This window comes from Paenibacillus sp. JT31N17, from assembly GCF_056269255.1.
In genome coordinates, this window is record NZ_JBWDNP010000018.1 from 121432 (window position 1) to 146602 (window position 25171).

Genomic DNA, 25171 nt, shown 5'->3' on the forward strand with positions numbered 1-25171 from the left:
TTGTCTCCTTTACGAATGAGTGGAATGAAGTCTTACATGGTTTGCAGTCTGCATGGACTGCTTTTTTGTCCTTGATACAAGCAAGGCCCAAATCACGACACCAAACATGAGAAGCGCATAGCCTGCGAACAGCCAACGCGTAGCGTCCGCACCATTTTCGTCCAGGAACCATCCCGTTAGGCGGGGCATGAACGCTCCGCCGATCCCGCCGCAGGCCATCAGCAGGCTGATGGTCCGCTCTGTCATGCCGGGCAGCGCGCGATTGGCGAACACAAGAGCAATGGCGAACATCCCCGACATCGCAAGCCCTGCCGCGAAGGTGAACAGGAACATCGCCCACGGTCCTCCGAAGCCGCCCATCAGCACGAAGAGCACAAAAGTTACGGCGCAGGTTGTGAACAGATACGCCGCGCCGCCCCATCGGTCCGCCATCTGGCCGGCTGCCAGCCTGCCCAGCACCATCGCGCCCCAGAAGGCGCTTAAGGAAAGCGAAGCCGCTTCCTCCGTAAGTCCATTACTCTGCACGAGCAGCGATGGCAGATAATGAACAAAACTCATCTCCATCCCGACATACACGATGAAGAAGGTGCAGCAAGCGGTCAGCACAGCTATGATGCGCGAACGGCTGGGCATTTGCCCGGCCTCATTCACTTCATGAGCCTGATGAACGGCTGGACGATCCAGAATAGACGGCCAGAACAGCAGCCACAGGACCAAGGTTACGATAGCCATTCCGCCTACGACGCCGAAAGCCGCGACCCAATGTCCGCTTGCAATGAGCGCCGCCCCGGCGAATGGCATCAGCAGCGCTCCAACGCCGAAGAATACCTCCACCCGGCTCATCGCCACGTTGGCATTGCCGGCAGAAGCGCCAATGATGAACGCGCTGACGATCGCTTCCATCGTTCCCAGACCATATCCGGCGAACGGCGCCGCAGACAGCATCCATCCCCAGGGCGGCTGCAGCGCGTATACCGCTTCCCCTGCCACAATGATGCCCAGGGCCAGCAGCAGCAGCGGTTTCTTGCCGATCCGTCTGATCATCCAGGGCGCCAGCAGAACGCCCACCATGCCGCCCAGGAACGAATTCATGACCAATTGTCCGCCATCTCCGTAATGAATCCCGTAAGCATGGACCATGGGCTCCATCACAGCTCCAACAACGAGCTGCCCTAACCCGACAACAAAATAAGCGACACAACCCAAAAAAACCAATCGAGCCATACGTATAATTCCCTTCCTGATTCCCATATGCAGACCCCGTTATCATACCACGCGGGGAATTTATCAAGGAAGACCTAACTATCCGGGTAAAATTTATTTATGAGACCTATATACCCCTCGTTGCGTATAGACTTCCTACAGAGACAGATTTATACAGAAATAAGATAAGGGAGGCACGTGATTGAATGGAACTTGTGGGAATGGAAAGTAAGAAGAACAAACCCGAATTGCCGCCAGGCTTGTTCAAAAAGATCGCGATCGGGGTCGTGATCCTGCTTGTCATTATTATTGGATATTCAAGCTTCTACACGGTACAGGAACAGGAAAGAGCCGCTATTCTGACTTTCGGCAAATATACAGGCGAGACAACGGCCGGGCTGCATTTCAAATGGCCCTTTCCGATTCAGCAGGTCATTATCGTACCCGCCGAGCTGACGCAGCGCATTTACATCGGCTACCGTCAAGACGGGGCGACCATTACGCCGGTTGATGAAGAAGCCATGATGATTACCGGCGATGAGAATATAGTCTCAGCCGACGCCGTCGTCCAGTGGAAAATCAGCAATATTCATGAATACCTATTCAACATTGATAATCCGGAGCAATTTCTGCGCAATGCCTCCAGCTCCTCCATCCGCTCGGTTATCGGGTCAGAGAAGCTCGACTATGCCATCACCGACGGGAAGACCGAGATCCAGGATAAGGTCCGCGAAAGACTGCTGGAGCTGCAGGGCAGATACCACACCGGCATGCAGATTATCGATATTAAATTCCAGGACATCGAACCGCCAAGCGGTCAGGTCGAAGAAGCCTTCCGCGAGGTTACCAACGCCCGCGAGGAGAAGAATACGAAGATCAACAACGCAACCAAATACGAGAATGACAAAATCCCCAAAGCTCGCGGTGAGGCGCAGGCGCTCCTCGAGAATGCGGAAGGGACGAAGAAATCCAGGATTCTGAACGCAGAGGGCGATGTCGCCCAGTTTAACGCCATTTTCACTGAATACAAGAAAAATCCAGATGTTACTCAAAGCCGTCTGATCGTCGAGACACTGGAGAAAATTTTGCCGAAGGCCAAAATCTTCATCTCTGATTCAGCCGGGGACACCGTGAAATATCTGCCAATCAATGAGCTTCTGCGCAGCGGCAGCACAACGAACACGACAACGACCACACCTTCTACCACATCATCCGGTACGACCTCGGGAGGTTCAACGCCATGAGTAAACGAATGATTCTGAGTTTAGCCGGGGCTGTCGTTGTGATCATCCTGTGCTTCACCTCCATGTTCATTGTCAAAGAAGGCGAGTACAAGGTAGTGCTCAAATTCGGCGAGGCTGTCAGGGTAGAGAAAGCACCCGGCCTGGCCTTCAAAATTCCTTTTATTGAAAATGTCTCAACCCTGCCCAAGTACCAGATGACCTATGAAAGCAATCCTACCGCCATTCTGACCAAAGACCAGAAGCCGATCATCGTTGACAACTATACGGTGTGGCGGATTGACAACCCTGAATTCTTCCTCAAGACAGCCCAGACCATATCGGTGGGTATACAGAGGATCGATGAAGCCGTATACAACTCGGTCCGGCGCAAGCTGTCGGAAATCAATTATGACAATATTATCAGCGAGAATACGGAACGCGGCAATATTAACGATGAAATTACGGCTGACGTTTCCACTGCCCTCATACGCGATAACTACGGCATTGAAATTATCGATGTCCGGATCAAACGGACCGATCTGCCGGAAGAGAACAAGCAGAGCGTATATAACCGGATGATTTCGGACCGGCAGTCAATCGCGGCCCGCTACTTGTCCGAAGGCGACGAGGAATCCCGCAAAATCACGTCCAAGGCCGATCGCACGGCAACCGAGCTTCTGGCCCAGGCAGAAGCCGACGCCAAGAAAATTATTGCCCAGGGCGAGCAGGAAGCCGCCAAAATCTATAACGAGGCGTACGGAAAAGACCCTCAGTTCTACAGCTTCTACCGTACCTTGGAAAGCTATGTGACGACACTCTCCAACGAGCCGGTTATTCTCATGCCGATTGATTCGCCTTATACCCGGATTCTGCTGGGCAAATAAACCCTGCTGCAAGCAGGAGCCGCCTTTTCTGGTTATTTTCGTGAAAAAGGGCCGTAAACCCAACGCTTGTGCGCGGGGATTACGGCCCTTTTAATATCTATTCTGACTGCTTCCAAATGGACAGCTTCACTGGTATTTTATTTAATAATAAGCACCGGTACACTCGCATGCTGGGCGACATTGTGGCTTACGCTGCCCATCATAAATTCGCGTAGTCCACCAAGTCCGCGGCTGCCGATCACAATCAGATTGCCCCCGTTTTGTTCCGTATACTGCAGAATGGCTTCAGCCGGACTGCCCTCCAGTATAACCGTATTTGCATAAGGCAGCTGTGAGATCTTCTCGTTGGCATCAGCGAGCAATTTCTGCGCCTTCTCCAGCCATTCCTGCTGTACGGAGTTCGGCACCGATACAACCGAATCCGCAATCGCCATGTAGGGAACACTGTACACATGAACCACGGTAATTCTATTCGCCTGCTTCTTTTCCACCAGCTCAATTGCGGTATTAAGTGCTTTCACAGAAGCCATAGAACCGTCATAAGCGACCACGATATGAGAAAAAAGCATGGAAATTCCTCCTTGTGTGGACATCTTCGGCAATACCTATTATTATTTAACCGTCAGGAAGACATTTCAAACCGTCAGGCGGATATTTCCTCCACTAGAATCCGTGCCAATTTGCTATAATAACAATCATCCTTTCCGTCATGATCCCCATTAGGAGGCTTGCCTAAACATGAATCTCATACGTACGGCCAATAATTCCAGCTTTACCGTAACGGCGCTCTCGCCCCAGCAGGCCGAAGAGCTCTGCAGCTGGCGTTATGAGCCTCCTTTTGATTTCTATAACTGGTCGTCATGGGAGGTCATGCTGCAATTGGGGCTGGAGTTCGGCGACCCCGAGATCCGAGAAAAACAGTACTGCGCAGTCGTGGATGCGGATGGCGATTTGATCGGATTTATCCAGTTCTTCCCTCTGCTCGGCGTTACCCGGATTGGTCTGGGCATGCGTCCGGATTTGTGCGGGCACGGGCTTGGCCTGCAATTTTTGCAAACCATCATCGCTGAAGGAATCAGCCGCGCGCCTGAGGATATATTGGATCTTGAAGTGCATGTGTGGAACCTGCGGGCGATCCGCACCTATGAGAAAGCCGGGTTTGTGATTACCGATACCTATATCAGGCGGACGGTCGACGGCCCAATTGAAGTGCATTGCATGACCTACTCTCCCGAGCCGATGAATGCCTCATAAGAATGTGGGGCACTCGCGATACGTACTAAAATTTCCCTGCCTTGCATAATCGTATTATGGGGTGTGAAGAGCGCAGCGTATCCATCAGCTTCGTTCTCGTGCTTCGCATACCATTTTCAAGGAGGCGGGTCCATTTTGAAAACGTTGAATATCATTGGCTTGATTATTCTCATCATTGGAGGGTTGAATTGGCTATCGGTCGGTCTGTTCGAGTATGATGTGGTCTCGGAAATTTTCGACGGTTCGGACACAGTCGGCGCCAAAATCGTTTACATTATCGTAGGATTGTCCGCGCTCTATGCCCTGTCCTTATTTCCTAAAGTATCCTCTGAGAATTAACATCACATTTTTATAAGAAGTGATCGCTTCGCCGTCCACTGGCGGCGCTAGCTTTAGTTTCTTCCCTCGATCATAACAAAAAGACATACCCGCTCCTCTCGCCGAGCAGCCGGTATGTCTTCTTTATTATGTCATGCCTTGAGATTGTCAGCTTTCCCCTTCAGGGTCGATCAAATCCGCAAATAACAGGCCGCGTCTGCCCACCGGCATCGAGATTGTTCGAATGCGGTCGAAGGAATCTAGATCCGTATAGGTTCTGGACACCGCGGCGCGCATCGTTCCCTCGAGCTCCACTGAAGTCGGGATAAAATAAGGCCTCCAGCTCCAATTCAGCCCTCGGAAGGCTGCCTCCCGCTTCCAGTCTTCTCCCATAATCCGATGATAGTTGGATGAGATCTGAATGCCGTCTTCCCTGCACATATAAACGCGGATACAGGATGCCTCCAGTTTGGGGAGAATTTGCTCGATAACGGTATCCTCCGCCTCTTCCGGGCACCCTCCCGCTCTTGCCTCCCAGGCCGCTTCCACAATAAGCCGCAGCTTCTCCGCCTCGGAAGTCCAATAACGCTCAGCCAGAATGATGCGCGAGCGGCGCTGTTCCAGCCCTTGTTCGATCAGTCCGGCAAAGCTGTCCGAGGGCCTGAACTCCGGCTCTGCCGGAGCAAACAAATACCCTTGCACATACCTCGCGCCAATCTCGATGGCGCGCTGCAGCTCCTGCTCCGTTTCCACACCTTCAAGCAGCAGCGAAGCGCCGATCTGGTCGGCCAGCGTGGAGAAGGAACGAAGAACGCCGTAATAGCCGCTGTGAAGTTCGCTTTTTTGGAGCATATGGATGTCGATTTTCAGAATATGGGGTTGAATCAGCGCAATCCGGTCCATATTGCTGAATCCGCTGCCTACATCGTCTATGGCAATCCGGCAGCCTTCCTTGCGGTAAACGTCGACAACAGCCCGCAGCCGCTCCATAGGATCCAGAAACGACTCCTCCGTAATCTCGATCACCACACGGCCAGGATCGACACCATACTTATCCAGCAGCCGAAGCGTCGGCAGTTCCCCGGTATCCGCATAGGTCTGAAAAATCCAGGAGGGCTTTAAATTCAGAAACAGCATCCCCCGGTCCGACGTTGCGGAATCCGCGGCAAATTTGGCCAGCGCCTGCTCCCGCAAGAGCCGGTCAACGCGAATTTGCTCCCCCATCGATATCGCCTTGTTTTCAAAAAATGGCCCGAGGCTGCGTACTCCCTGACGGGTTCGAATACGGCCAAGCGCCTCGTAGCCCATAATCAGCCTGGTATCGAGCGCAAGCACCGGCTGGTAAAACGGGATGAGTTGATCAACCGTATTCTCTTCCATTGACCACGTCATGCTGTGTGCTTCCGTCATCGCCGCCGCGCCCCTCATGATATCTTAATGTCATGTTTACTAACAATTAACACTTTTTTCTTATTGTAAAATAGTGTCGAATCGTTGTAAAGGGCCAGAACTGCCATAGGTACATGGCATTGGAGTCCACACATCCGGTTGTTTGCCTTCTATTTCCTAAAGATAAGCAAGCGAAGCCTCATTGTAGCGTTTGGCGGCCTGGATATCCAGCTCCGTCAAGCCGCCAGCATCCAGAGTGCTCAATCGAAGAATGACCTTCTTGTAATCGATGATGAAATATGGATGGTGATCCATCTCCTCGGCAATAACGGCGACCTGCTGGGCGAATGACATCGCATCCTTGAACGATCCCAGCTTGTAGCTGCCCCGCATCCATTTCTCATCCTCGCGATCCCAGTTCTCAAGTCCCGATATCGCTTCATCCACTATCGCCTTCGGCAGTTTTTCCACTCTGGCCACGATACTCACTCCTTCATCCAACGGGTTAAATCAGGCGGACAATCCGGCTTTCCTTCCCATCGACCGAAACCTCGATGCAATGGTGTTTGGAACGGTAATTGACCACTCCCTGCCCGACTTCTATGACGGAATCCTCGCCAAGCGCGTAGAACAGGTCATCCGCCAGAACCTCCATCAGCTCGGTCCGCTGCTGCGGCTCAAGCGCCATCCAGTCCGCCCGTTCCATTTCAAAAAAAGTATAACTGTCCTCAATCGACCCGATTGCCTCGGTCAGATCCTTCAAAATGTCGGTATATTCTCTAGCGTGCTTAACGCCCATCTCTTATAACCACCTTTACCCTCAAATGGAGCTTCTTCATCATCATTTTACACGAATATCACATAAAAAATAATCAATTGCTTCTAAAACATCCAAATTGCTCTAATCTACACGCTGATTTTGACGATAAATAGATATAGACTGCATTGTCGAAAGAAGTTTTATTTTGTCAGCCGGACACTCCGTGTACCGCCCTGCAATTCTAACAACGGGATCCGAGATGCCTTTAGTCGGCAGCTATCCCATTGTCAATATTTTATCGGACGAGGTGTGTCATGGAAAAATCAACGATTATTGGTATTGTGCTTGGGCTCGTGGCTGTTATTCTTGGTATGGCGCTCAAGCATGCGCCGCTCAACAGTCTGGTCAACCCCGCTGCGTTCACGATCATTATCGTGGGTACCGCAGCTTCTCTCTTCATTGCTTTTCCCATGAACGAGATCGCAAAATTCCCTAAGCTGCTCAAGATGACTTTCATCGCACAGAAGCTGCTGCCGCGTGAAGAGCTTATCAGCTTATTCATGGACTGGGCTACCATCACCCGCCGCGAAGGCCTCCTTGCACTTGAGACCCAGGTCGATGATATCCAGGATCCTTTTCTTCGCAACGGAATGCGGATGATTATAGACGGGAACGATCAGGATTTTGTACGCGACGTGCTGCTTGAGGATATATCCGCTACAGAAGAGCGCCACCGCGCCGGGGCCCTGATTTTCTCCCAGGCCGGCATGTATGCTCCTACACTCGGGGTTCTCGGCGCCGTTATCGGTCTGATTGCCGCACTGGCAGATATGAGCGACATGGAGAAGCTGGCGCATGCGATCGCAGCGGCCTTCATTGCTACCCTGCTCGGGATTTTCACCGGTTACGTGCTGTGGCATCCTATTGCCAACAAGCTCAAGCGTCTCTCCAAACGCGAAGTCGAGCTTCGCCTGATGATGGTTGAAGGCCTCCTGTCCATTCAATCCGGTGTATCGACCATCGCAATCAATCAGAAGCTGTCTGTATACTTAACACCTACTCAACGTTTGAAAATGAGTGAGAAGGGGGCGGAGGGCAATGAGCAGAAGGCATAAAAGCGAGCATCACGAAGAACATGCCGACGAGTCGTGGCTGATCCCCTATGCCGATTTGCTTACCCTCCTGCTCGCCTTGTTCATCGTATTATATGCAATGAACTCCGTTGATTCCAAGAAGTTTGAGGATATGAGCAGAGCGTTTAACGTGGCTCTCGACAGCGGTGTCGGCGTTCTGGATAATACCTCCGTCGTCAGCAATGGCGAGGATCTGGACCGGGATGACAAAAACCAGACCAAGCCGGAGGATGCCACCACCGATGCGAAGCGCAATGAGCTGATGAAGCAGGAGCAGCAGGAGCTGGAGGATCTCAAGAAGCAGATTGATAAATACATCCAGACGAACGGCCTCACAACTCAGCTTGATACAAAGCTTAATCAATCGCAGCTTATGATTACGATAAGCGACAATGCGCTCTTCCCATCCGGCAGCTCCACAGTCAAGCCGGAGGCGCGCATACTTGCGAAAGCGATCGCGAACATGCTGCAGCCTTATTCCGACTATGAAATCGTCGTATCCGGGCATACCGACAATGAGCCGATTTCGACCGCGGAATTTCAATCCAATTGGGATTTGAGCTCCTCACGTGCCATACGCTTCATGGATGTCTTATTGCTCAACAAGAACCTGAATCCGAAGCTGTTCAGCGCTATCGGCTACGGAGAGTATCGTCCCGTGGACACCAATGATACGGCGCTCGGCCGCTCCAAGAACCGCCGCGTGGAAGTATCCATTATCCGTAAATTCATGGATGCCACCAAGGCCCAGGAAATTCCGGCAACCCCAAAAGCCTAAAGACTCTTATTATTTCAAGTCTTGGTCAATCCTCCACATAACCTTATATAAATGTACCTTACAAAAAAACCAACTTATATCCGGCATATCTGCTGGAAACGTTGGTTTTTGGTTTATTCATTTATATGCGAGATTGCGGTCCAACCTCAGAGCTATGCCGCTCTCAAGAGGCACTTGCATATTCAGCTCGTTATTGCCCGCCCTCTCAACCCTGGTTCTCCAGCAGCGCCATCAGCTCCTGCAGCTCGCCTTTTGTCAGGTCACGCCACTTGCCTCTTCCGAGCTCACCAAGATGAATATTCATAATGCGGACGCGGCGAAGGCCGTGCACCTGATATCCGAAGGTTGCGCACATCCGCCGGATCTGGCGGTTTTTACCTTCTGTCAGAATAATACGAAAGACACGGTCCCCTTCCTTCGTCACTTTGCAGGGAAGCGTCATGCTGCCCAGAATCCGGACGCCCTCGCTCATCGCCTTGAGAAACCGCGGCGTAAGCGACCGGTCAACGGTTACGATATATTCTTTCTCATGCCTTCCTTCTGCCCGCAGAATACGATTCACAATATCTCCGTCATTGGTCAGCAGAATGAGTCCTTCCGAATCCTTATCCAGACGCCCAATCGGAAATATCCGCTCCTCATGACCGATAAAATCAACAATATTGCCTTCAATATGAGCTTCGGTTGTGCTTGTAATGCCAATCGGCTTGTTGAGCGCAAGATACACATGGCTCTTCTGCTCGCCTATCGGCTCCCCATCCACTCTTACATCATCCTCAAGCTCCGCCTGACTCCCGAGCTCTGCTGTTATACCGTTAATCGTCACGCGTCCCGATTCGACAAGCTTGTCTGCTTCCCGTCTGGAACAATATCCGGTTTCACTAATAAATTTGTTAATTCTCAAGCTGAAAGTTCACCCCGCACCGTTTGCTTTGTATGTCGCTGCAGCTACAGCAATTTGATCCTTCTCATATATGCGCACCGCAACCCGCAAGTTATATCTGTATGTGGCTTTGCATTTTGTTGGCCGCACGACAGTGTTGTATGATTTCACCGCCCCGTTGTTCTGCCTGTGCATCTTTTGTTCTATTGTACATGATTCGGTTGATCTTCGCTTGTCTCTTCCCGAGGCTTCTGAATAAGCGGCAGGGTGATCGTTACCGTTGTGCCGACATCGACCTTGCTCCTGATCTCCATCAAACCATGATGGCTTTCAATAATCCGCTGGCTGACCATAATCCCAAGCCCCGTGCCGCTATCCTTACCGGTAAAAAAAGGATCGCCGAGCTTCGAGATCATTTCCTCCGGGATGCCGATTCCTTCATCGATTATGGATACGGACACTTCGCTGCTTCCCTTGCTGTCGATGTTGACCTGAATTTCCCCGCCGTCCGGCATCGCCTCAATGGCGTTCTTCAGCAGGTTGATGAACACCTGCTTCAATTGATTTTCCTCACATGAGATCAGGCAGGAGTCCATGTTGAAGTTGGCAATAAATTCGATATCGCATAGATGAGCCTGGCTGTCGAGCAGGGATATGACATCCCCCAGAATAAAACGGACATCCTTCTCCTCAAACCGGGTAGCCTGGGGCTTGGCGAGGATCAGGAACTCTCCCACAATCAGATTGATCCGGTCCAGCTCGGAGAGCATGATATCGACATGCCGGGTATTCAGCTTGTTTGTCTCCAATTGGAGCTGCAGAAATCCGCGAAGCGTGGTCAACGGGTTGCGGATTTCGTGGGCGACCCCTGCCGCCAGCTGTCCGACCGTCGTGAGCTTCTCTGAGCGGCGCAGCAGCTCCTCCATTTTGTTGCGGCCCGTCATGTCGCGGGTGATGCTCGCAATCGCGTGGATCGTTCCATGCTTGTCCCTGATCGGCGATGTCGTCACACTGACGGCGATCCACTCCCCGCTTTTGTTGACCCGGATCGTTTCCCTGGCCGTCAAGTGTTTGCCCGACTTGAGCCCTTCCATCATTTGCAGCTCTTCCATATGCAAATGCTCCGGAACCAGCGGAAGGGTATGACCTGTTGCCTCATCCGCTGTATATCCGAACAGCTGCTCGAATGCCCGGTTCACCTGGGTAATGCGTCCGCTCAGATCAACCACATGGATCGCATCCGTCGTATGGTTAATGAAGGATTCCAAATATTCCTTCATTGAACGGTTCTCTTCGAATGCCAGTTTGAGCTTGGTCATATAAATCCCGAGGTTCTTGGACATGGCATTGACCCGCTGGGCCAGCTGCCCAAGCTCATCCTTGCGCTTGACTTCAATTGAATTATCAAAACGTCCATAGGAAACTTCATTGATTTTCCACAAAATCGAACGGATGGGACGTATCAGAATATCGGACAACCAATAACTGCAGAACACGACAATAATAAGAAGAATAGCGGAAATAAATATCTGGTTGTTGCGCTGTTCATCGATTTTATTCGTTAGCGGCTGTCCATCCAACACCAGGCCAATAACATAAGGGACAGGAGCGGCGACTTTGACAAAGCTTTTTATCACATCCTTGCCATGAACGGTGGTATACCGAAAAACCTTCTGGCCCCGGGATGCCGCAAGAATATTTCTCTCATCCATTTGAGGCTGCCGGTAATGATAGCTGCCGAATGAAACCGGATGCTCCGCCATCTGCTGCGCGCTGGTCATTTTCGGGATTTCACCGACGGGCTCTTTGCCGAATAATAACGGATTGAAGCCGCTGATCTCCAGAATAATCAGATTATTAGTCATGGTTTGGGATAATACGGAAGTGGGACTGTTAATTTCCCCATAGCCCTCCGTTTGATTATTTTGAATATAGCTGCCAATGATAGATTCCTGATCGTTCAGCAAATAGAATCCCCACTTGCCGGGATAGGCCATAGTCGTTGAAGCTGTATTTATTTCGATGGGTCCGGACCAGAAATAATAACCCAATCTCTGCAGCGCTTCACTTGAATGATTGGTAAGTCCCTGCTTTAGCAGCTGCTCCGGCTTCCCCAGGCTTTTCATATTAAGTCCGCTTAACTGCGAATCGGAAGATTGCTTGATGATATATTCTCCATCTATGGGTACAATGAGCGAGAGCTGAGTTACACCCAGCTGACTGGCCAGCTGTTCCAGCTGTTCACTGGTAACGGGATTTGCGCTGTCTTGCAGCCGCTTGGCTGTTTCCATTGAAGCCATCTTCAGCTTTTCGTCGAATACCGATTGCAATAATTCATACTCTCTGGTGTGCTGGGCTACCGAGGCGGCGATTTGCTCGCTGATATGGGTCATATTTGATTCAACCTCAGCCTTCATGTTGACTCTGGTCGAATATTCGTTCAAAATCACATTAACAATCAGCAGCAAAAATACGATGAACGAAATCATGAACGATAGCTTCGTTTTTACCGACAACTAACGACACACCCTTTTGCACGCTTGTGGACATCTACTTGGATCATAACATATTTGTCATAAAATGAAAGTAACTGCAGCCATGATTACAGACTGAAATTGGTCAAAAAAGTGACTATTCACATAGTTATCCACAATTTTATCCCCAAATCCACAAATTAATTTCAGCGATGTGTATAAATCTGTGCATAACGGATCAGTTATACACAATTTTATGCACATGCTGTTAACAACGAATATCTGTTCGTGGCACAATATGTCGAGTTAGACGGAGGAAACGTTCTATGGATAACTTTTATTTTCAGGACAAAGACCGGCAATGGATGCAGGAAGCGATTGAAGAAGCATTGAAAGCCGAGCAGCTCGGGGAGGTTCCCATCGGGGCGGTAATCGTACATGGCGATGAAGTCATCGGTAGAGGACATAACTTACGCGAGACCTCTATGGACCCCACCGCGCATGCCGAAATCATTGCCATACGTGAGGCCAGCCGCAAGCTCGGCGCCTGGCGTCTGCTGGATTGCACCCTGTATGTAACCTTGGAGCCTTGTCCGATGTGTGCGGGAGCCCTTATCCAAAGCCGTGTAAAAAAAGTCGTGTACGGCACAGCCGACCCGAAAGCGGGTTGTGCGGGTACGTTAATGAATTTACTGCAGGAACCGCGGTTCAATCATGAGACCCAGCTTGTCAGCGGACTCTTGCAGGAAGAATGCTCAGCTTTGCTCACGCAATTTTTTCGTCGATTAAGAGGGCGGTTGTAGGTGATGATTTGCTATGATAAAGGAGTAGGATGTCTCTGCCGGTTTAACTCTCTTTTCTGAATATATTGTAGGGTGACAATAAGCTGATCGGCTGCTTCACTGATAGCAAGAACTTCTGGGTCGGTTAAACTTCCGCGCGTCTCCGCAGCCTCCAAAAGTCTGATGCGAAGAACGTGCAACTCGTCGAGCAGCTTTTTTTTTTCGTTCATGACTCCTTGCTAATCGCTCCTATCACCTCTTGGGTTACAAACAGTAACACGTTAATTATACCCCTATCGATTACAGGATTTTGTAAAAACATGTCGAGGATTCGACAGTATTTTAGGGAATATTTCGACACAAACCAACAGGAACCCGCTTCATTCGATGAAAATCGTTCGATTGTCAGGATTATTTGTGGAGGATCAGGAAATTCTAGTTCCTTGTTCTTACTCCGGCCGTTTACCGCTGTTTAACTGTTTCCCTGCATTTGCTTCTCACTGTTCCTCGTTAAGGCTTGCACAGCCTAAAGGAAACGTGATATTATAAATGTTGCCGCGCGCCCGTAGCTCAGCAGGATAGAGCGACAGTTTCCTAAACTGCAGGTCGTACGTTCGAATCGTATCGGGCGCGCCATTTTACCCGAAGCCTCTTGCCTTGCCTCGATCTCTGCCATCGAAGCAGGGCAATTATTTTTTCATGATATCTCTAATATATGCCCAAAAAGGGAGAGTACAACCTTTATGCCGGATGAAAACAGCCGCTTGTGGGAAGAGCTTCTGGCTTCTGCCCGCTTCCAGGTGTGGACCGCAGAATATACCAAGGTACAGCGTTCCTGGCAGGAATCCGATCATGTTCCCACCTTTAACCGTTTTTATTTGATCCAGGAGGGTGCAGGTCTCATTCGAATCGAGGATGAGGAGTATTATCCCGTCAAGGGACAGGTGGTACTGATGCCTGCAGGCGTACGCCAAAGCTATTCCACCATCAGCGATGAAACCTACGGAAAGTACTGGTGTCATTTCACCGCGACCTTGGGCGATTTGAGATTGTTCGATATTATGGAAACTCCGTATATTCTCACTGTCGACGATGAAGAGCGCTGGAAGCATTGGATCTTCCTTTTCGCCTCGCTGAAGCAGTATATCCAGCGTGATACGATCGCCGCGAGCTTTCGTGTCAATTCGCTGATTATGGAGATCATGGCTTGCTTCATCGAGCAAATCGGGGAAATCAAGCTCAATCGGAGCTCTGCTGTCGTTGATAAGATCCATACCGCGATCTCTTACATGGAGCAGCGGTTTGAAGAACAGCTGACAATCGACGAATTGGCCAAGCTGGTTCATTACCATCCCAATTATTTCATCCAGGTATTTAAACAGTTCACCGGAAGTTCTCCCATTCAGTATCTCAACGCCATGCGTGTCGACAAAGCCAAACAATGGCTGTCTACCACGGACATGCCCGTCTCCGAAGTGGCAGAGCGTGTAGGGATGACCTTATTCTATTTCTCCCGCCTGTTTAAGGAGCATAGCGGCTTCACACCCTCCGGCTACCGCCAAATCAGCAAACAATAAGCAGTGTATGGTTCCATAACTCGCCTTAATAATAAAAAAGTGCGTTCTTGAGCTCTGGGCTCGAAGAACGCACTTTTTTATTATTTCAAGACAATGCGGAAAATCAACTCAACGCCCCTTCGTGGAATCCGGCAGCTCTTCTATGCCAGACATATCGCCCAATCCTTGCGGGACCAGCAGTTCCTGAAGCTGTTCCACAGGAATCGCATCTGTCGGGATTCCGTATTCGAATGTCACGTCCTTGTTGATATCCGCATACGTCATAAACATATGAGCCGCGAGCCTGGTTGTGTCGGCCTCATCAATAAAGTCCATATTCATCGTCATATCCTGATACGTCAGATAATTGTCTTTGATACCGCTCGTCAACGTGAATTCATTGACCTTAAGGGATTTCTTGACCTCAGCAATCGCATCCTTCACTTCGCCTTCTTCCTTGCCTTCCAATTCCGCTTTGGCCCGCTCCAGATCTTCCTTGCTGGCCTGGAGTGTTTTCATATATGCTTCATTGTTAAGAATAAGATCGATGATCTGGGGTGCAACTTTTTCAATTACAGTGGTGATTGCTGTCTCAAAATTTTGCGGATTAATCGAAAAGCGGACAAATTGGTCAGCTTTATAGTCCTCCGGCAGCCATTTGATATCTCCGGCTTTGGGCTCGCTGAAATAGGTCTTTTCATCAAAATTATCAAGGGTTGTTTTCATCATGTCTTGACTCATTTTTTGTATGGTTGCCGCATCCGGCATGGCAGCTCCACCCTGCTCTTCAGCGAGCTTCTTCACATCAATCTCGACAAATTTCCCGGCAATCGTTTCGGGAATGGGGAAGCCCGGGATAGTTGGCACTTTAACCCATACCTTCTCATCCGTCACGATAATCGGAATTTTCAGATTGAATTTCATATCTTCACTGCCAAGCGCCATATCCAGTGTGAACTCGGCATGCTGCGGGTCCGTCTGCATGACACCATTCATATTGATCGCAGCGCCTTTAAGAAAATTAACGACTCCAGATGCCACGGCAGCATTTGTACTGTCCATTGCGGCACTGTCCGGCAGGGTAATGTTGTCAATGCCAAAGGTTCCTTTGAAGCTCATGGATTTGGCTTCCTGCATGTTGGTTAATGCCGAAGTAACGGCTTCTTTAGGCGGCTTCCCCTTGCTGCAGCCTGCCACGACAACCATCATGACAGCCAGTAAAACAATGAATCCGGTTTTGATTCTCTTCATCTCGGATTTCCCCTCCATTTTCTAACGCAACTCTCATTCTAAACCATAATTGCCAGTTCGAAAAGACTATTGTCTGTTTTCAGGCATATAAAAAAAGCCCCTGCTTCCCGGTTAATTAACCGGAAAAAAAGGGCTATAATCATTATTTACCAAATCTTTAGCTTATCAGCCTTGAGGATTGTGATGACGTGTATGATTGAGCTGTTTCACCTTCTTGGATCCAGATAATGGCTCTTGTTGATTGTGAGTTTTTGGCTTCTCCTGATGGTCATAAGGATTAGGGACCGGAGTACTGTCTGGCTTGCTCATCGCTTTGCCCTCCTTTCTTGCTGGTTTTTAGCTGCGCGGATGCTTCAAATCGGTCGGCTCATCATGATTGAGCGCATCCTGATGGCGGCGATCGTTCTTGTCCTGCTGAAGCTGCTGGGCATGATGGCTGTTAACGGGATTGATATCAAGCGCCTCTACAACATTGCTCAAGTTTTTATCGGCGCTGCCTTTATTTTTAGTCATAAGCGGCGTAGCCTCCCTTTCAGTTGCTGACCAATCGTCTATACATGCGTCAGTACGTGAAGCGCCTGAGCGCATTCATGAATATGACGGGTGTAATCCTCTACAAGCTGCTGGATGATCGGCGTTCTCTCGTCGACCGAGCGGCCGTCTTTTTCCACATCAATCAACGTGACCTTGATTTCACGGCTGTCCACATAGGTCGCTTTAAAATCAAAGCTGTACATTTGATGGCCTGCGGTATCCAACGTAATACGCAGTGTCTGTGCATCAGCCTCATCTGCCAAAACAGACACGCGATCTGCCTCATTCACATACTCCGGAAGCGTGCGCTGCCAGGCATCAACCAACTGCTGCTGATCCATCTGAAGCTCGTCATGTTTACTCATCCCTTACCACCTCCATGCGGATAATATGCCGACATGGGGCGGTTTTTATGCAGTCCCTCCAGCGTAGAAGCGGACACAAAGAAAAAAGCGGAACCCGCTATTTTCTTATGAAATTTGGCATATCAGAGAAATCAAAAAACGCCCGGGCAAAATGCCCGGACGCTGGTTTTTTTATAGTTGGCGGAGAGGGTGGGATTCGAACCCACGTGGACTTGCGCCCTAACGGTTTTCAAGACCGCCCCGTTATGACCGCTTCGGTACCTCTCCAGATAAGACGTGACTTTAGGCCACAAGATATATTGTACCACAGGCCAAAATGGATATGCAACACCAATTTTGACCTGTGGTAACAGATCAGGTACGTGCGCCGATTACCTCTAATCCCCCCATGTAAGGACGAAGGATTTGTGGAATGATAATCGAGCCGTCAGCTTGCTGATAATTCTCCAGAATCGCAGCAACCGTACGGCCGATTGCAAGTCCGGAGCCGTTAAGGGTATGAACAAATTCCGGCTTGCTCTTGGAATCGCGGCGAAAACGGATATTGGCTCTGCGGGCCTGGAAGTCCTCGAAGTTGGAGCAGGAGGAAATTTCCCGGTATGTACCGCCGCTTGGCAGCCAGACCTCGATATCATAGGTCTTGGCCGACGAGAAGCCCATATCGCCTGTACAGAGCGTCAGGACTCGATAGGGCAGTCCTAACAGCTGAAGCACGGTCTCTGCGTTTAGAGTCAGCGATTCGAGCTCCGCATGCGACTCCTCCGGCTTGCACAGCTTTACCAGCTCCACCTTGTTGAATTGATGCTGGCGGATAAGTCCCCGGGTATCGCGGCCGGCAGCGCCAGCCTCCGAACGAAAGCACGCGCTGTAAGCGACAAAATTTTTGGGCAGATCATCCACTGACAAAATATCGTCTCGGTGAATATTGGTTACTGGTACTTCCGCCGTCGGAATCAAATAATACTCGGTATTTGCAAGCTTAAAGAGATCCTCTTCGAACTTCGGCAGCTGACCGGTCCCAACCAGACTATCCCGATTTACGATGTAAGGTGGAAGCAATTCTTCATAACCATGCTTGTCACTGTGCAAATCCATCATAAAGTTGATAAGCGCGCGCTCCAGACGGGCACCCAAGCCGCGGTAAAACACGAACCGCGAGCCTGTTACCTTGCCGGCGGCCTCAAAATCAAGAATACCAAGCTCCTGAGCAAGCTCCCAATGGGCTTTTGGCTCAAACTGTAGCTCCGTCACTTCACCAACCCGGCGAATCTCCACATTATCTGCCTCTGAAGAGCCAACAGGCACGCTTTCATGCGGAATATTCGGGATAGCCAGGGTCAACTCGGCAATTTCCGCTTCGACTACACGCACTTCCTCATCGAGCACTTTAATCCGGTCTCCGACCTCGCGCATTTCTACGATAAGGGCTCCTGCGTCGCCGCCGCTTTTCTTCAGTTTCGCCACTTCCTGGGAGACGGTGTTGCGGCGGCTTTTCAACTGCTCGCTTTCCTGCAGCAGATCGCGCCACTTGGTGTCCAGAATCGGGAATTCACTGATGAGCTCGGCAGATTTCCCGCGTTTTTTGAGCGCCAGTTCAACTTTACTAAAATCATTTCTTAGCAATTTAACATCCAACACGAAAAGGTAACCCCTCTCTAATTAAACACTCGTATCTATTGGCAAAGAGACTGCGAATTCGCAGTCTCCGGCTGTTCTAACGCGCAGACTCGGCAGCCACTTCCTTAACCATGTCCAAAAAGTACGCGTGCAGACGATAATCATCCGTAAGTTCCGGGTGGTAGGAAGATACAAGCAGATGCCCTTGTCTTGCGGTTACGATCTCGTCGTTATAAGTGGACAGCACCTCAACACCTTCGCCCACTTCCTTAATAAGCGGGGCCCGGATGAAGACGGCCCTTACCGGCTCATCAATTCCGATAACAGCCAGATCCGTCTCAAAGCTTTCCCGCTGCCGTCCGAAGGCATTGCGCGCCACCGTCATATTCATCAGCTGCAAATGCGCTTCTTCTTGACCCTCTATCCGGTCGGCCAGCACAATAAGCCCTGCGCATGTACCGAAAATCGGTTTGCCGGCATCAGAAAAGCTGCGAATAGCATCCATAAAATCATACTTGCGCATCAGCTTGCCGATCGTAGTACTTTCTCCACCAGGAATAATAAGACCGTCCAGCTCGTCCAGCTGCCCGGACTGCTTGACCGCAACAGGCTCACCGCCAGCTGCCTGAATGCTTCGCATATGCTCGGCAACAGCACCCTGCAGCGCCAATACGCCAATCTTCATTCGTTATGCCTTCTTTCTTTACCGGCTAGCTGCTCTTACAGTCCGCGATCCTGCATCCGCTGAGCTGGATCAAGCTTGGATATTTCAATGCCTTTCATCGGAGCGCCAAGATTCTTGGACACTTCCGCGATCAGCTTGTAATCAGTGAAATGGGTTGTAGCTTCTACGATCGCACGGGCAAATTTCTCCGGATTGTCGGATTTGAAAATACCCGAGCCTACAAATACGCCATCAGCGCCCAGATGCATCATGAGTGCAGCATCGGAAGGAGTTGCAATACCGCCTGCCGCGAAGTTCACAACGGGAAGCTTGCCCGTCTCGTGAACCTCTAATAACAGATCATAAGGCACTCCCAGCACTTTAGCTTCCGCATACAGCTCATCCTTGGCAAGGTTTTGCACCTTACGGATTTGACCTGTAATAATACGCATATGACGAACCGCCTCAACGATATTACCCGTTCCCGGCTCACCCTTGGTGCGCATCATAGCTGCACCTTCCTGAATGCGGCGCAGCGCCTCTCCCAGGTCCTTGGCGCCATTTACGAAGGGAACAGTGAAGTCACGTTTATCGATATGGAACACTTCGTCTGCCGGCGTAAGCACTTCACTCTCGTCAATGTAGTCAGCGCCGAGTGCCTCAAGCACTCTTGCCTCTACATAATGTCCGATACGGGCTTTGGCCATAACCGGAATGGATACGACTTTCATAACTTCTTCGAGAATCGTTGGATCGGCCATGCGGGCAACGCCGCCTGCGGCGCGAATATCGGAAGGCACACGCTCAAGCGCCATAACCGCTGTAGCTCCTGCCGCTTCAGCAATTTTGGCTTGCTCGGCGCTCATAACGTCCATGATGACGCCGCCTTTTTGCATTTCCGCCATGCCTCTTTTTACACGTGATGTTCCTGTTTCCATGTTCCCGAGTCCTCCTAAAATAATGTTCTCATCCCTCGAATATCCGAGATAGCTCTAACCATTTATTCTACATGATCCAATCAAAATCGACAACCATTTAATCCATAGTGAAATGCTTGGTATTGGCTTAAATTAGAACAAGTCCACTATCCCATTAAACAGTCCGGCAAAGAAAGTGCCGATCGCTCTGAACATCAGGCGCCACCAGCTTCCTTTATCCACATTCTCGGAAGAAATGAGGTCAACCTTCTTTTCAATGGTTTCCCCTGTATCTGCATCCTTATACGAATAGGTAGCTGTTCCGACAACCTGCCCCTGCTTGATTGGAGCTACCAGCTTATCTTCTGTCTGCAACGTTACTTTAGGAGCGGAGATCTGCGGTGCTGCACCTTTTTTGACCAGGAATGTGATATCGTTCGCTGTCACGATAGGCGCAGTCTTCGAAACGCCCTTCTTTATTTTGACCGTTTCCGCATCTTTTACCACTGTTTTTGGAGCGACTACCGTTTTCTTTTCAAAATTGTTAAAGCCATAATCGAGCAGCTTTGCTGTCTCATAAAAACGGGCTTCCTTGGTGCTTGTTCCCATAACAACACTAATCAGGCGCAAATCGCCGCGCTTGGCTGTTCCCGTAAAACAATAGCCGGCTGCTCCGATGTAGCCTGTCTTCATTCCGTCCAGACCTTCATAGGCAAATTTCTTAAAGGACGGCACATCCTTATTGCTGCCCAGCATCCAGTTCCAGTTGATCATGGGCTCTTTGTCGCGCTCACGAAATTTATAGGATTGAATTTTAGAATAGTCCAGGAATTCCGGGTGCTTCTGCAGAAGAAGCCTTGCGAACTTTGCCAGATCAGCTGCGGAAATCACCGTTGTGTCGAGCAGTCCTGTAGCCGTTGTAAAATGAGCGGAGTTCAGCCCCAGTGATTTTGCGGTATCATTCATTTTCTGAACAAATCCCTGCTCGGTGCCGCCGCCGATATGATCCGCCAGCGCGACCGTTGCGTCATTGGCTGAACCTACTGCCATGGCAATATATAAGTCTTTTACCGTATGCTTATCGCCTTCAGCCAAGTAGATTTGAGATCCATCCGCAGGCGTGGAAGCTGCTTCCTTCGTTACCGTTACAATATCATCCCATTTAATACGTTTCTGTTGTATTTCTTCCAAAACGATATATTCCGACATCATCTTCGTCATACTGGCAGGGGGGCGTACTTCATCCTGCGCTACCTGATAAAGCACTTGACCGGTATCCGCATCAATAAGTATGGCCGATTGAACCTCAAGTCCAAGTGAATTCGGTGTGAATGCATCTTTTGCAGCAGCGGCATAAGCCGACGTCGAACCTATAATCGTAGTAAAAAGCAAACCGACTAACAATGCGGATATCGCCGATACGAGACGTACCGGTCTTTTATTCCGTTCCAACGTCTTCTCTCCCTCTTCCAGTAGATTGTCTATCTATTATTGTACCACATGGAACGCGCATGAAAAAAGAGAGGCAGAAAAATGGTGATCCCACCATCTTCCTGCCTGGGCACGAACCTTCTATCTAGAATTCTATCCGATCCGTATCACGGTTTACAACAAGCGAAGCTGACAATATGATTAAATAACTCTAATGATAGATTACAGAGAATAGTTTGGTGCTTCTTTAGTGATTTGAACATCATGCGGATGGCTCTCGCGCAGACCGGCATTCGTGATGCGAACGAATTGTGTGTCATGCTTCAGCTCTTCGATGCTTTTCGTTCCGCAGTACCCCATACCCGAACGCAAACCGCCAATCAATTGATGTACCGTATCGGCAAGCGGTCCTTTGTATGCTACGCGTCCCTCAATTCCTTCAGGCACGAGCTTGTTCTCATTCTCCTGGAAGTACCGATCCTTACTGCCCTCTTTCATCGCCCCCAATGAACCCATACCCCGGTAAACCTTAAATCGCCGTCCCTGGTAAATTTCGGACTCGCCCGGGCTTTCTTCCGTTCCGGCGAACAAACTGCCGATCATAATAGCACTTGCACCCGCAGCGATTGCTTTTGTAACATCACCCGAGTATTTGATACCGCCATCGGCGATAATCGGAATATTATATTCACGTGCCACACTGGCACAGTCATAAATAGCTGTAATTTGCGGAACCCCGATGCCGGCGATAATCCGTGTTGTACAGATCGAGCCAGGTCCCATGCCCACTTTAACGACCGATGCTCCGGCTTCAATCAGATCACGCGTACCTTCACCCGTCGCCACATTGCCGGCTACGATAACAAGATTCTCATATTTCTCACGAATCTTTCTCACCATATCCAGCACGTTGATCTGATGTCCATGCGCTGTGTCCACAACAAGAACATCAACACCGGACTGTACAAGCGCCTCAGCGCGTTCCAGTGTGTCCTTGGCTATGCCTACGGCCGCTCCGCAGAGCAGCCTGCCTTGTGTATCCTTGGCAGCGTTGGGGAACTGGATCGCCTTTTCAATATCCTTGATCGTAATAAGTCCCTTAAGGGTATTGGTATCGTCAACCAGCGGAAGCTTCTCAATCTTATGCTTCTGCAGCAGACCTTCCGCCTGCTGCAGCGTAGTGCCTACAGGAGCGGTTACCAATTCCTCATGGGTCATCACTTCACTGATTTTCATCGAATAATCGTGAATAAAGCGCAAATCGCGATTAGTCAAAATACCAACCAGCTTCTGATTCTCATCTACAATCGGAACACCGGATATCCGGTATTTGCCCATCAATTCCTCAGCGTCATATACATGATGATCAGGCGTCAAGGAGAAAGGGTTCGTGATAACGCCGCTCTCGGAGCGCTTAACCCGGTCAACCTCCTCGGCCTGCTGCTGGATGGACATGTTCTTATGGATAATTCCAATACCGCCTTCACGGGCCATAGCGATCGCCAGAGCCGATTCCGTTACTGTATCCATGCCCGCACTGATCAGCGGAATATTCAACTTCACGTTGGCGCTCAGGCTGACCGAAACATCAACCTCCCGCGGCAAAATTTCCGATTTACGGGGTACAAGCAAAACGTCATCAAAGGTTAATCCTTCTTTGGCGAATTTATTTTCCCACACTGATATGATCCTCCTTCAAATGGTTTCCGAAAGAGGGAAGAAACGGCCACCGCCGTGCAAGAAAACATTGTTAACGCAGACGAGCCGAAAAGTCATTTCATCTTACGTTCGCCTTTATTCCTTTTCGGCGGTATGCCATGTTCCTTCCCTTAAAAATATAATTAAAGTATGGAGCTAATCGATACTTTCTTATATTTCAAAATCGGGGTTCTTATTGTGAATGAATTGATTCGACTCACTTATATTATTGCAATATTAGCAGAGGGGTTAGGGGCTGTCAAGGATTCGCGATGCCCTCATAATACTCCAATCATGAACGATAATCATATTTACAATTGGAGCTCCAAAGCAGGAATTCTTTTACCCCTTGCTCATTCGCAGCCTGAATTTGTTTATTGATCTGATGCACCCCATAACGCTGATGCGGGTGTACCCAGGTGGCTGTAAAGCCCTGGAGCCAAGGACGGATTTGCGCAGCCTGTTTTTTGGAGGTGGCATTCAACCCTTTATTGCGCCGCATTGCATCCGCCATGGCCTTGCGAATAACCTTGTAGGGCTGGAGATCAGGGCTGTTAATTCCATACATTCCCTGCGAATAATGGGACGGGTATGTCATGGGTGAGATCACATCGACTACGCTCGCTATGGCCGGCCATGACTGTCCAATCCCCATATCATCTTTGGATGATGTTACCAAGCCGAATACATCCGCCGAAATGCGTACTCCCGCAGAGTGAAGACGATCTTTGGCCTGCTGCAAAAATAACTGAATAACCTCAGCCTTGCTGCTGCCATTTATATCCGCATACCGCACTTCCGTGTCCACTTTTGCCCCATTGTCCGGAAAACGGACATAATCAAACTGGATCTCATCAAACCCGAGGCTGGCCGCCTCCTCTGCTATTGCGATGTTATAAGAACGGGGTTCCGGCTGATAAGGGTCGATCCATGCCTTTCCTTGACGATCAAGCCATACACCACCGTTTTTCTTTTGAAAAGCCATCTGTGGCTTCTTCCGCACATATAACGGATCATTGAATACAACAATACGGCCGATGCAGTAAATATTCCTGGATTTCAGCCTGCTGATTAAAGCATGAATATCCTTGATGGCCGGATGAGAGGCTGCTCCCATTGTACGTACCTCCGGAATATTGGAACGATACGTTAGTTCGCCATAGTCATTTTTCACGTCGATAACCATGGCATTCAGATTCGTCGTATCTATCAGGTGAATGAGGCGGTCCATGTACTTCCGGCTGCCAGCGACCCATCCGGAGACATATATCCCTCTGACGGGTTCGCTTGGCTTTCTAATATGCTCTTCACGGTCAGCATTCAAGGCAGCGGGGAGAGAAGCAGGTTCATTTCGTTGGGATTGAGAGTGAGTAGATAATGAACGGCTGGATGATTGTTCGATTGTTTGTTGTGCTTGGTTCTTTTCCGACATTTGAGCTGATGACTTGCCGCTGCGATGATTGGCGCTGCATCCTGTACACCCTGATATCATCAAACCTGATAGCACCAAAATCAAGCATCGTTTAACCCATATAGTCATAGTGATGATAAATACCCCCCATCATCCTCAATCATTGCTCTTCTATGTAGTATGAGCATAGCGATACATGGAGTTGTAAAGGAGTTATAGCCAGAAGTGGGGATCACTGGAGAGCGAGGAACAAACCGGGTGAGATACCATTCAGGGAAGATATCAACAGACAACAAAAAGCCGACCGCAGAACTGCGGTCGGCTTCTCGTGCTTGGCAACGTCCTACTCTCCCAGGACCCTGCGGTCCAAGTACCATCGGCGCTGAAGGGCTTAACGGTCGTGTTCGGGATGGGTACGCGTGGTTCCCCTTCGCCATTGCTACCAAACGGGATGGCTCGGCTATGGACCGATCATCATGAGGGTGGTTACACCCTGAAAACTGGATATGAACGTTTGCGAAACGTTTAGCGGCTCGATTCCCTCCAGCCCTTCGGCTGACGGGTGGAACAAGACTGCTCTTGTTCCGGTGTAGGATAAGCCCTCGACCGATTAGTATTCGTCAGCTGCACATCTTGCGATGCTTCC

The 25171-nt window shown here is 49.8% G+C and carries 26 protein-coding genes, 2 tRNA genes and 1 rRNA gene; 9 read left to right on the plus strand and 20 right to left on the minus strand.

What is annotated here, in order from left to right; all coding sequences use genetic code 11:
- Positions 1-9: 9 nt before the first annotated feature.
- Complete coding sequence (locus tag AC0YOB_RS33325; protein ID WP_475796451.1) at positions 10-1224, minus strand: MFS transporter; 1215 nt, start codon at positions 1222-1224, stop codon at positions 10-12.
- A 185-nt stretch (positions 1225-1409) separates the two neighbouring features.
- Here AC0YOB_RS33325 and hflK point away from each other — a divergent pair, with 185 nt between their 5' ends.
- Together hflK and hflC are read left to right on the plus strand one after the other, a co-directional pair.
- Positions 1410-2447, plus strand: coding sequence for an FtsH protease activity modulator HflK (hflK, locus tag AC0YOB_RS33330; protein ID WP_475796452.1), 1038 nt, complete (start codon positions 1410-1412; stop codon positions 2445-2447).
- Positions 2444-3310: a protease modulator HflC gene (gene hflC / locus AC0YOB_RS33335; RefSeq protein WP_475796453.1), complete on the plus strand. Its 867-nt coding sequence runs from the start codon at positions 2444-2446 to the stop codon at positions 3308-3310. Before hflK ends, hflC begins: the two co-directional genes overlap by 4 nt.
- 137 nt (positions 3311-3447) lie before the next feature.
- On the opposite strand, the gene AC0YOB_RS33340 is transcribed toward hflC, so the two are convergent.
- Entirely contained in the window at positions 3448-3879 is a 432-nt protein-coding gene (locus AC0YOB_RS33340) for a universal stress protein (RefSeq protein ID WP_475796454.1), read from the minus strand.
- 169 nt (positions 3880-4048) lie between these two features.
- Between AC0YOB_RS33340 and AC0YOB_RS33345 the strand changes: the two genes are divergently transcribed.
- Together AC0YOB_RS33345 and AC0YOB_RS33350 are read left to right on the plus strand one after the other, a co-directional pair.
- Positions 4049-4564: a GNAT family N-acetyltransferase gene (locus tag AC0YOB_RS33345; protein ID WP_475796455.1), complete on the plus strand. Its 516-nt coding sequence runs from the start codon at positions 4049-4051 to the stop codon at positions 4562-4564.
- A gap of 135 nt (positions 4565-4699) precedes the next feature.
- On the plus strand, positions 4700-4903 hold the full coding sequence (locus AC0YOB_RS33350; protein ID WP_475796456.1) for a DUF378 domain-containing protein: 204 nt from the start codon (positions 4700-4702) through the stop codon (positions 4901-4903).
- 147 nt (positions 4904-5050) lie between these two features.
- On the opposite strand, the gene AC0YOB_RS33355 is transcribed toward AC0YOB_RS33350, so the two are convergent.
- From AC0YOB_RS33355 to AC0YOB_RS33365, 3 genes are all read right to left on the minus strand, one after another.
- Positions 5051-6292 carry an EAL domain-containing protein gene (locus tag AC0YOB_RS33355; protein WP_475796457.1) on the minus strand — a complete coding sequence of 414 codons (1242 nt, stop codon included), beginning with the start codon at positions 6290-6292 and terminating at the stop codon, positions 5051-5053.
- 156 nt (positions 6293-6448) lie between these two features.
- Complete coding sequence (locus AC0YOB_RS33360) at positions 6449-6751, minus strand: 4a-hydroxytetrahydrobiopterin dehydratase (protein ID WP_475796458.1); 303 nt, start codon at positions 6749-6751, stop codon at positions 6449-6451.
- 25 nt (positions 6752-6776) lie between these two features.
- Positions 6777-7070: a hypothetical protein gene (locus AC0YOB_RS33365; protein ID WP_210046875.1), complete on the minus strand. Its 294-nt coding sequence runs from the start codon at positions 7068-7070 to the stop codon at positions 6777-6779.
- 275 nt (positions 7071-7345) lie between these two features.
- On the opposite strand from AC0YOB_RS33365, the gene motA reads away from it, so the two are divergent.
- A complete protein-coding gene (gene motA / locus AC0YOB_RS33370) occupies positions 7346-8146 on the plus strand; it encodes a flagellar motor stator protein MotA (RefSeq protein WP_210046876.1) in 801 nt (266 codons plus the stop codon).
- Complete coding sequence (gene motB, locus AC0YOB_RS33375) at positions 8130-8942, plus strand: flagellar motor protein MotB (protein WP_210046877.1); 813 nt, start codon at positions 8130-8132, stop codon at positions 8940-8942. Before motA ends, motB begins: the two co-directional genes overlap by 17 nt.
- Positions 8943-9147: 205 nt before the next feature.
- Here the strand turns inward: motB and AC0YOB_RS33380 are convergent, their stop codons facing one another.
- Positions 9148-9846, minus strand: a complete 699-nt coding sequence (locus AC0YOB_RS33380; RefSeq protein ID WP_475796459.1) for a pseudouridine synthase — start codon at positions 9844-9846, stop codon at positions 9148-9150.
- A 182-nt stretch (positions 9847-10028) separates the two neighbouring features.
- Complete coding sequence (locus tag AC0YOB_RS33385; RefSeq protein ID WP_475796460.1) at positions 10029-12341, minus strand: PAS domain S-box protein; 2313 nt, start codon at positions 12339-12341, stop codon at positions 10029-10031.
- A 284-nt stretch (positions 12342-12625) separates the two neighbouring features.
- Here AC0YOB_RS33385 and tadA point away from each other — a divergent pair, with 284 nt between their 5' ends.
- Positions 12626-13102: a tRNA adenosine(34) deaminase TadA gene (tadA, locus tag AC0YOB_RS33390; RefSeq protein WP_475796461.1), complete on the plus strand. Its 477-nt coding sequence runs from the start codon at positions 12626-12628 to the stop codon at positions 13100-13102.
- 11 nt (positions 13103-13113) lie between these two features.
- Here tadA and AC0YOB_RS33395 read toward each other — a convergent pair whose 3' ends face one another.
- The gene (locus AC0YOB_RS33395; RefSeq protein ID WP_475796462.1) at positions 13114-13311 is read right to left on the minus strand and encodes a Spo0E family sporulation regulatory protein-aspartic acid phosphatase; all 198 of its coding nucleotides are present in this window, start codon (positions 13309-13311) and stop codon (positions 13114-13116) included.
- Positions 13312-13640: 329 nt separating this feature from the next.
- Here AC0YOB_RS33395 and AC0YOB_RS33400 point away from each other — a divergent pair.
- Positions 13641-13717, plus strand: a tRNA-Arg gene (locus AC0YOB_RS33400).
- A 107-nt stretch (positions 13718-13824) separates the two neighbouring features.
- Positions 13825-14658, plus strand: a complete 834-nt coding sequence (locus tag AC0YOB_RS33405) for a helix-turn-helix domain-containing protein (RefSeq protein WP_475796463.1) — start codon at positions 13825-13827, stop codon at positions 14656-14658.
- Positions 14659-14766: 108 nt separating this feature from the next.
- Here the strand turns inward: AC0YOB_RS33405 and AC0YOB_RS33410 are convergent, their stop codons facing one another.
- The 12 genes from AC0YOB_RS33410 to rrf form a co-directional block, all read right to left on the minus strand.
- Positions 14767-15888, minus strand: coding sequence for a hypothetical protein (locus AC0YOB_RS33410; protein WP_475796464.1), 1122 nt, complete (start codon positions 15886-15888; stop codon positions 14767-14769).
- Between the two features lie 165 nt (positions 15889-16053).
- Positions 16054-16197, minus strand: coding sequence for a small acid-soluble spore protein P (locus AC0YOB_RS33415; protein WP_210046882.1), 144 nt, complete (start codon positions 16195-16197; stop codon positions 16054-16056).
- A 27-nt stretch (positions 16198-16224) separates the two neighbouring features.
- On the minus strand, positions 16225-16401 hold the full coding sequence (locus AC0YOB_RS33420) for a hypothetical protein (protein WP_210046883.1): 177 nt from the start codon (positions 16399-16401) through the stop codon (positions 16225-16227).
- A 38-nt stretch (positions 16402-16439) separates the two neighbouring features.
- The gene (locus tag AC0YOB_RS33425) at positions 16440-16787 is read right to left on the minus strand and encodes a hypothetical protein (RefSeq protein WP_475796465.1); all 348 of its coding nucleotides are present in this window, start codon (positions 16785-16787) and stop codon (positions 16440-16442) included.
- A 178-nt stretch (positions 16788-16965) separates the two neighbouring features.
- Positions 16966-17054 (minus strand) — tRNA-Ser (locus tag AC0YOB_RS33430).
- Between the two features lie 87 nt (positions 17055-17141).
- A complete protein-coding gene (serS, locus tag AC0YOB_RS33435; protein ID WP_475796466.1) occupies positions 17142-18425 on the minus strand; it encodes a serine--tRNA ligase in 1284 nt (427 codons plus the stop codon).
- Positions 18426-18501: 76 nt separating this feature from the next.
- A complete protein-coding gene (pdxT, locus tag AC0YOB_RS33440) occupies positions 18502-19089 on the minus strand; it encodes a pyridoxal 5'-phosphate synthase glutaminase subunit PdxT (RefSeq protein WP_475796467.1) in 588 nt (195 codons plus the stop codon).
- Between the two features lie 35 nt (positions 19090-19124).
- A complete protein-coding gene (gene pdxS, locus AC0YOB_RS33445; RefSeq protein WP_210046887.1) occupies positions 19125-20006 on the minus strand; it encodes a pyridoxal 5'-phosphate synthase lyase subunit PdxS in 882 nt (293 codons plus the stop codon).
- 132 nt (positions 20007-20138) lie between these two features.
- Positions 20139-21437, minus strand: coding sequence for a D-alanyl-D-alanine carboxypeptidase family protein (locus tag AC0YOB_RS33450; RefSeq protein ID WP_475796468.1), 1299 nt, complete (start codon positions 21435-21437; stop codon positions 20139-20141).
- Between the two features lie 201 nt (positions 21438-21638).
- On the minus strand, positions 21639-23096 hold the full coding sequence (gene guaB / locus AC0YOB_RS33455) for an IMP dehydrogenase (protein WP_210046888.1): 1458 nt from the start codon (positions 23094-23096) through the stop codon (positions 21639-21641).
- A gap of 310 nt (positions 23097-23406) precedes the next feature.
- Positions 23407-24621 (minus strand): putative glycoside hydrolase, encoded by a 1215-nt coding sequence (locus tag AC0YOB_RS33460; protein WP_475796472.1) that lies wholly within the window; start codon positions 24619-24621, stop codon positions 23407-23409.
- A gap of 234 nt (positions 24622-24855) precedes the next feature.
- Positions 24856-24972, minus strand: a 5S ribosomal RNA gene (gene rrf / locus AC0YOB_RS33465).
- Positions 24973-25171: the final 199 nt, after the last annotated feature.

Bases quoted from the DNA above. Each gene is read 5' to 3' on its own strand.
- AC0YOB_RS33325 (WP_475796451.1), bottom strand. From the start codon at position 1,224: ATGGCTCGATTGGTTTTTTTGGGTTGTGTCGCTTATTTTGTTGTCGGG.
- hflK (WP_475796452.1), top strand. From the start codon at position 1,410: ATGGAACTTGTGGGAATGGAAAGTAAGAAGAACAAACCCGAATTGCCG.
- hflC (WP_475796453.1), top strand. From the start codon at position 2,444: ATGAGTAAACGAATGATTCTGAGTTTAGCCGGGGCTGTCGTTGTGATC.
- AC0YOB_RS33340 (WP_475796454.1), bottom strand. From the start codon at position 3,879: ATGCTTTTTTCTCATATCGTGGTCGCTTATGACGGTTCTATGGCTTCT.
- AC0YOB_RS33345 (WP_475796455.1), top strand. From the start codon at position 4,049: ATGAATCTCATACGTACGGCCAATAATTCCAGCTTTACCGTAACGGCG.
- AC0YOB_RS33355 (WP_475796457.1), bottom strand. From the start codon at position 6,292: ATGACGGAAGCACACAGCATGACGTGGTCAATGGAAGAGAATACGGTT.
- AC0YOB_RS33365 (WP_210046875.1), bottom strand. From the start codon at position 7,070: ATGGGCGTTAAGCACGCTAGAGAATATACCGACATTTTGAAGGATCTG.
- motA (WP_210046876.1), top strand. From the start codon at position 7,346: ATGGAAAAATCAACGATTATTGGTATTGTGCTTGGGCTCGTGGCTGTT.
- motB (WP_210046877.1), top strand. From the start codon at position 8,130: ATGAGCAGAAGGCATAAAAGCGAGCATCACGAAGAACATGCCGACGAG.
- tadA (WP_475796461.1), top strand. From the start codon at position 12,626: ATGGATAACTTTTATTTTCAGGACAAAGACCGGCAATGGATGCAGGAA.
- AC0YOB_RS33395 (WP_475796462.1), bottom strand. From the start codon at position 13,311: ATGAACGAAAAAAAAAAGCTGCTCGACGAGTTGCACGTTCTTCGCATC.
- AC0YOB_RS33405 (WP_475796463.1), top strand. From the start codon at position 13,825: ATGCCGGATGAAAACAGCCGCTTGTGGGAAGAGCTTCTGGCTTCTGCC.
- AC0YOB_RS33410 (WP_475796464.1), bottom strand. From the start codon at position 15,888: ATGAAGAGAATCAAAACCGGATTCATTGTTTTACTGGCTGTCATGATG.
- AC0YOB_RS33415 (WP_210046882.1), bottom strand. From the start codon at position 16,197: ATGAGCAAGCCAGACAGTACTCCGGTCCCTAATCCTTATGACCATCAG.
- AC0YOB_RS33420 (WP_210046883.1), bottom strand. From the start codon at position 16,401: ATGACTAAAAATAAAGGCAGCGCCGATAAAAACTTGAGCAATGTTGTA.
- AC0YOB_RS33425 (WP_475796465.1), bottom strand. From the start codon at position 16,787: ATGAGTAAACATGACGAGCTTCAGATGGATCAGCAGCAGTTGGTTGAT.
- pdxT (WP_475796467.1), bottom strand. From the start codon at position 19,089: ATGAAGATTGGCGTATTGGCGCTGCAGGGTGCTGTTGCCGAGCATATG.
- pdxS (WP_210046887.1), bottom strand. From the start codon at position 20,006: ATGGAAACAGGAACATCACGTGTAAAAAGAGGCATGGCGGAAATGCAA.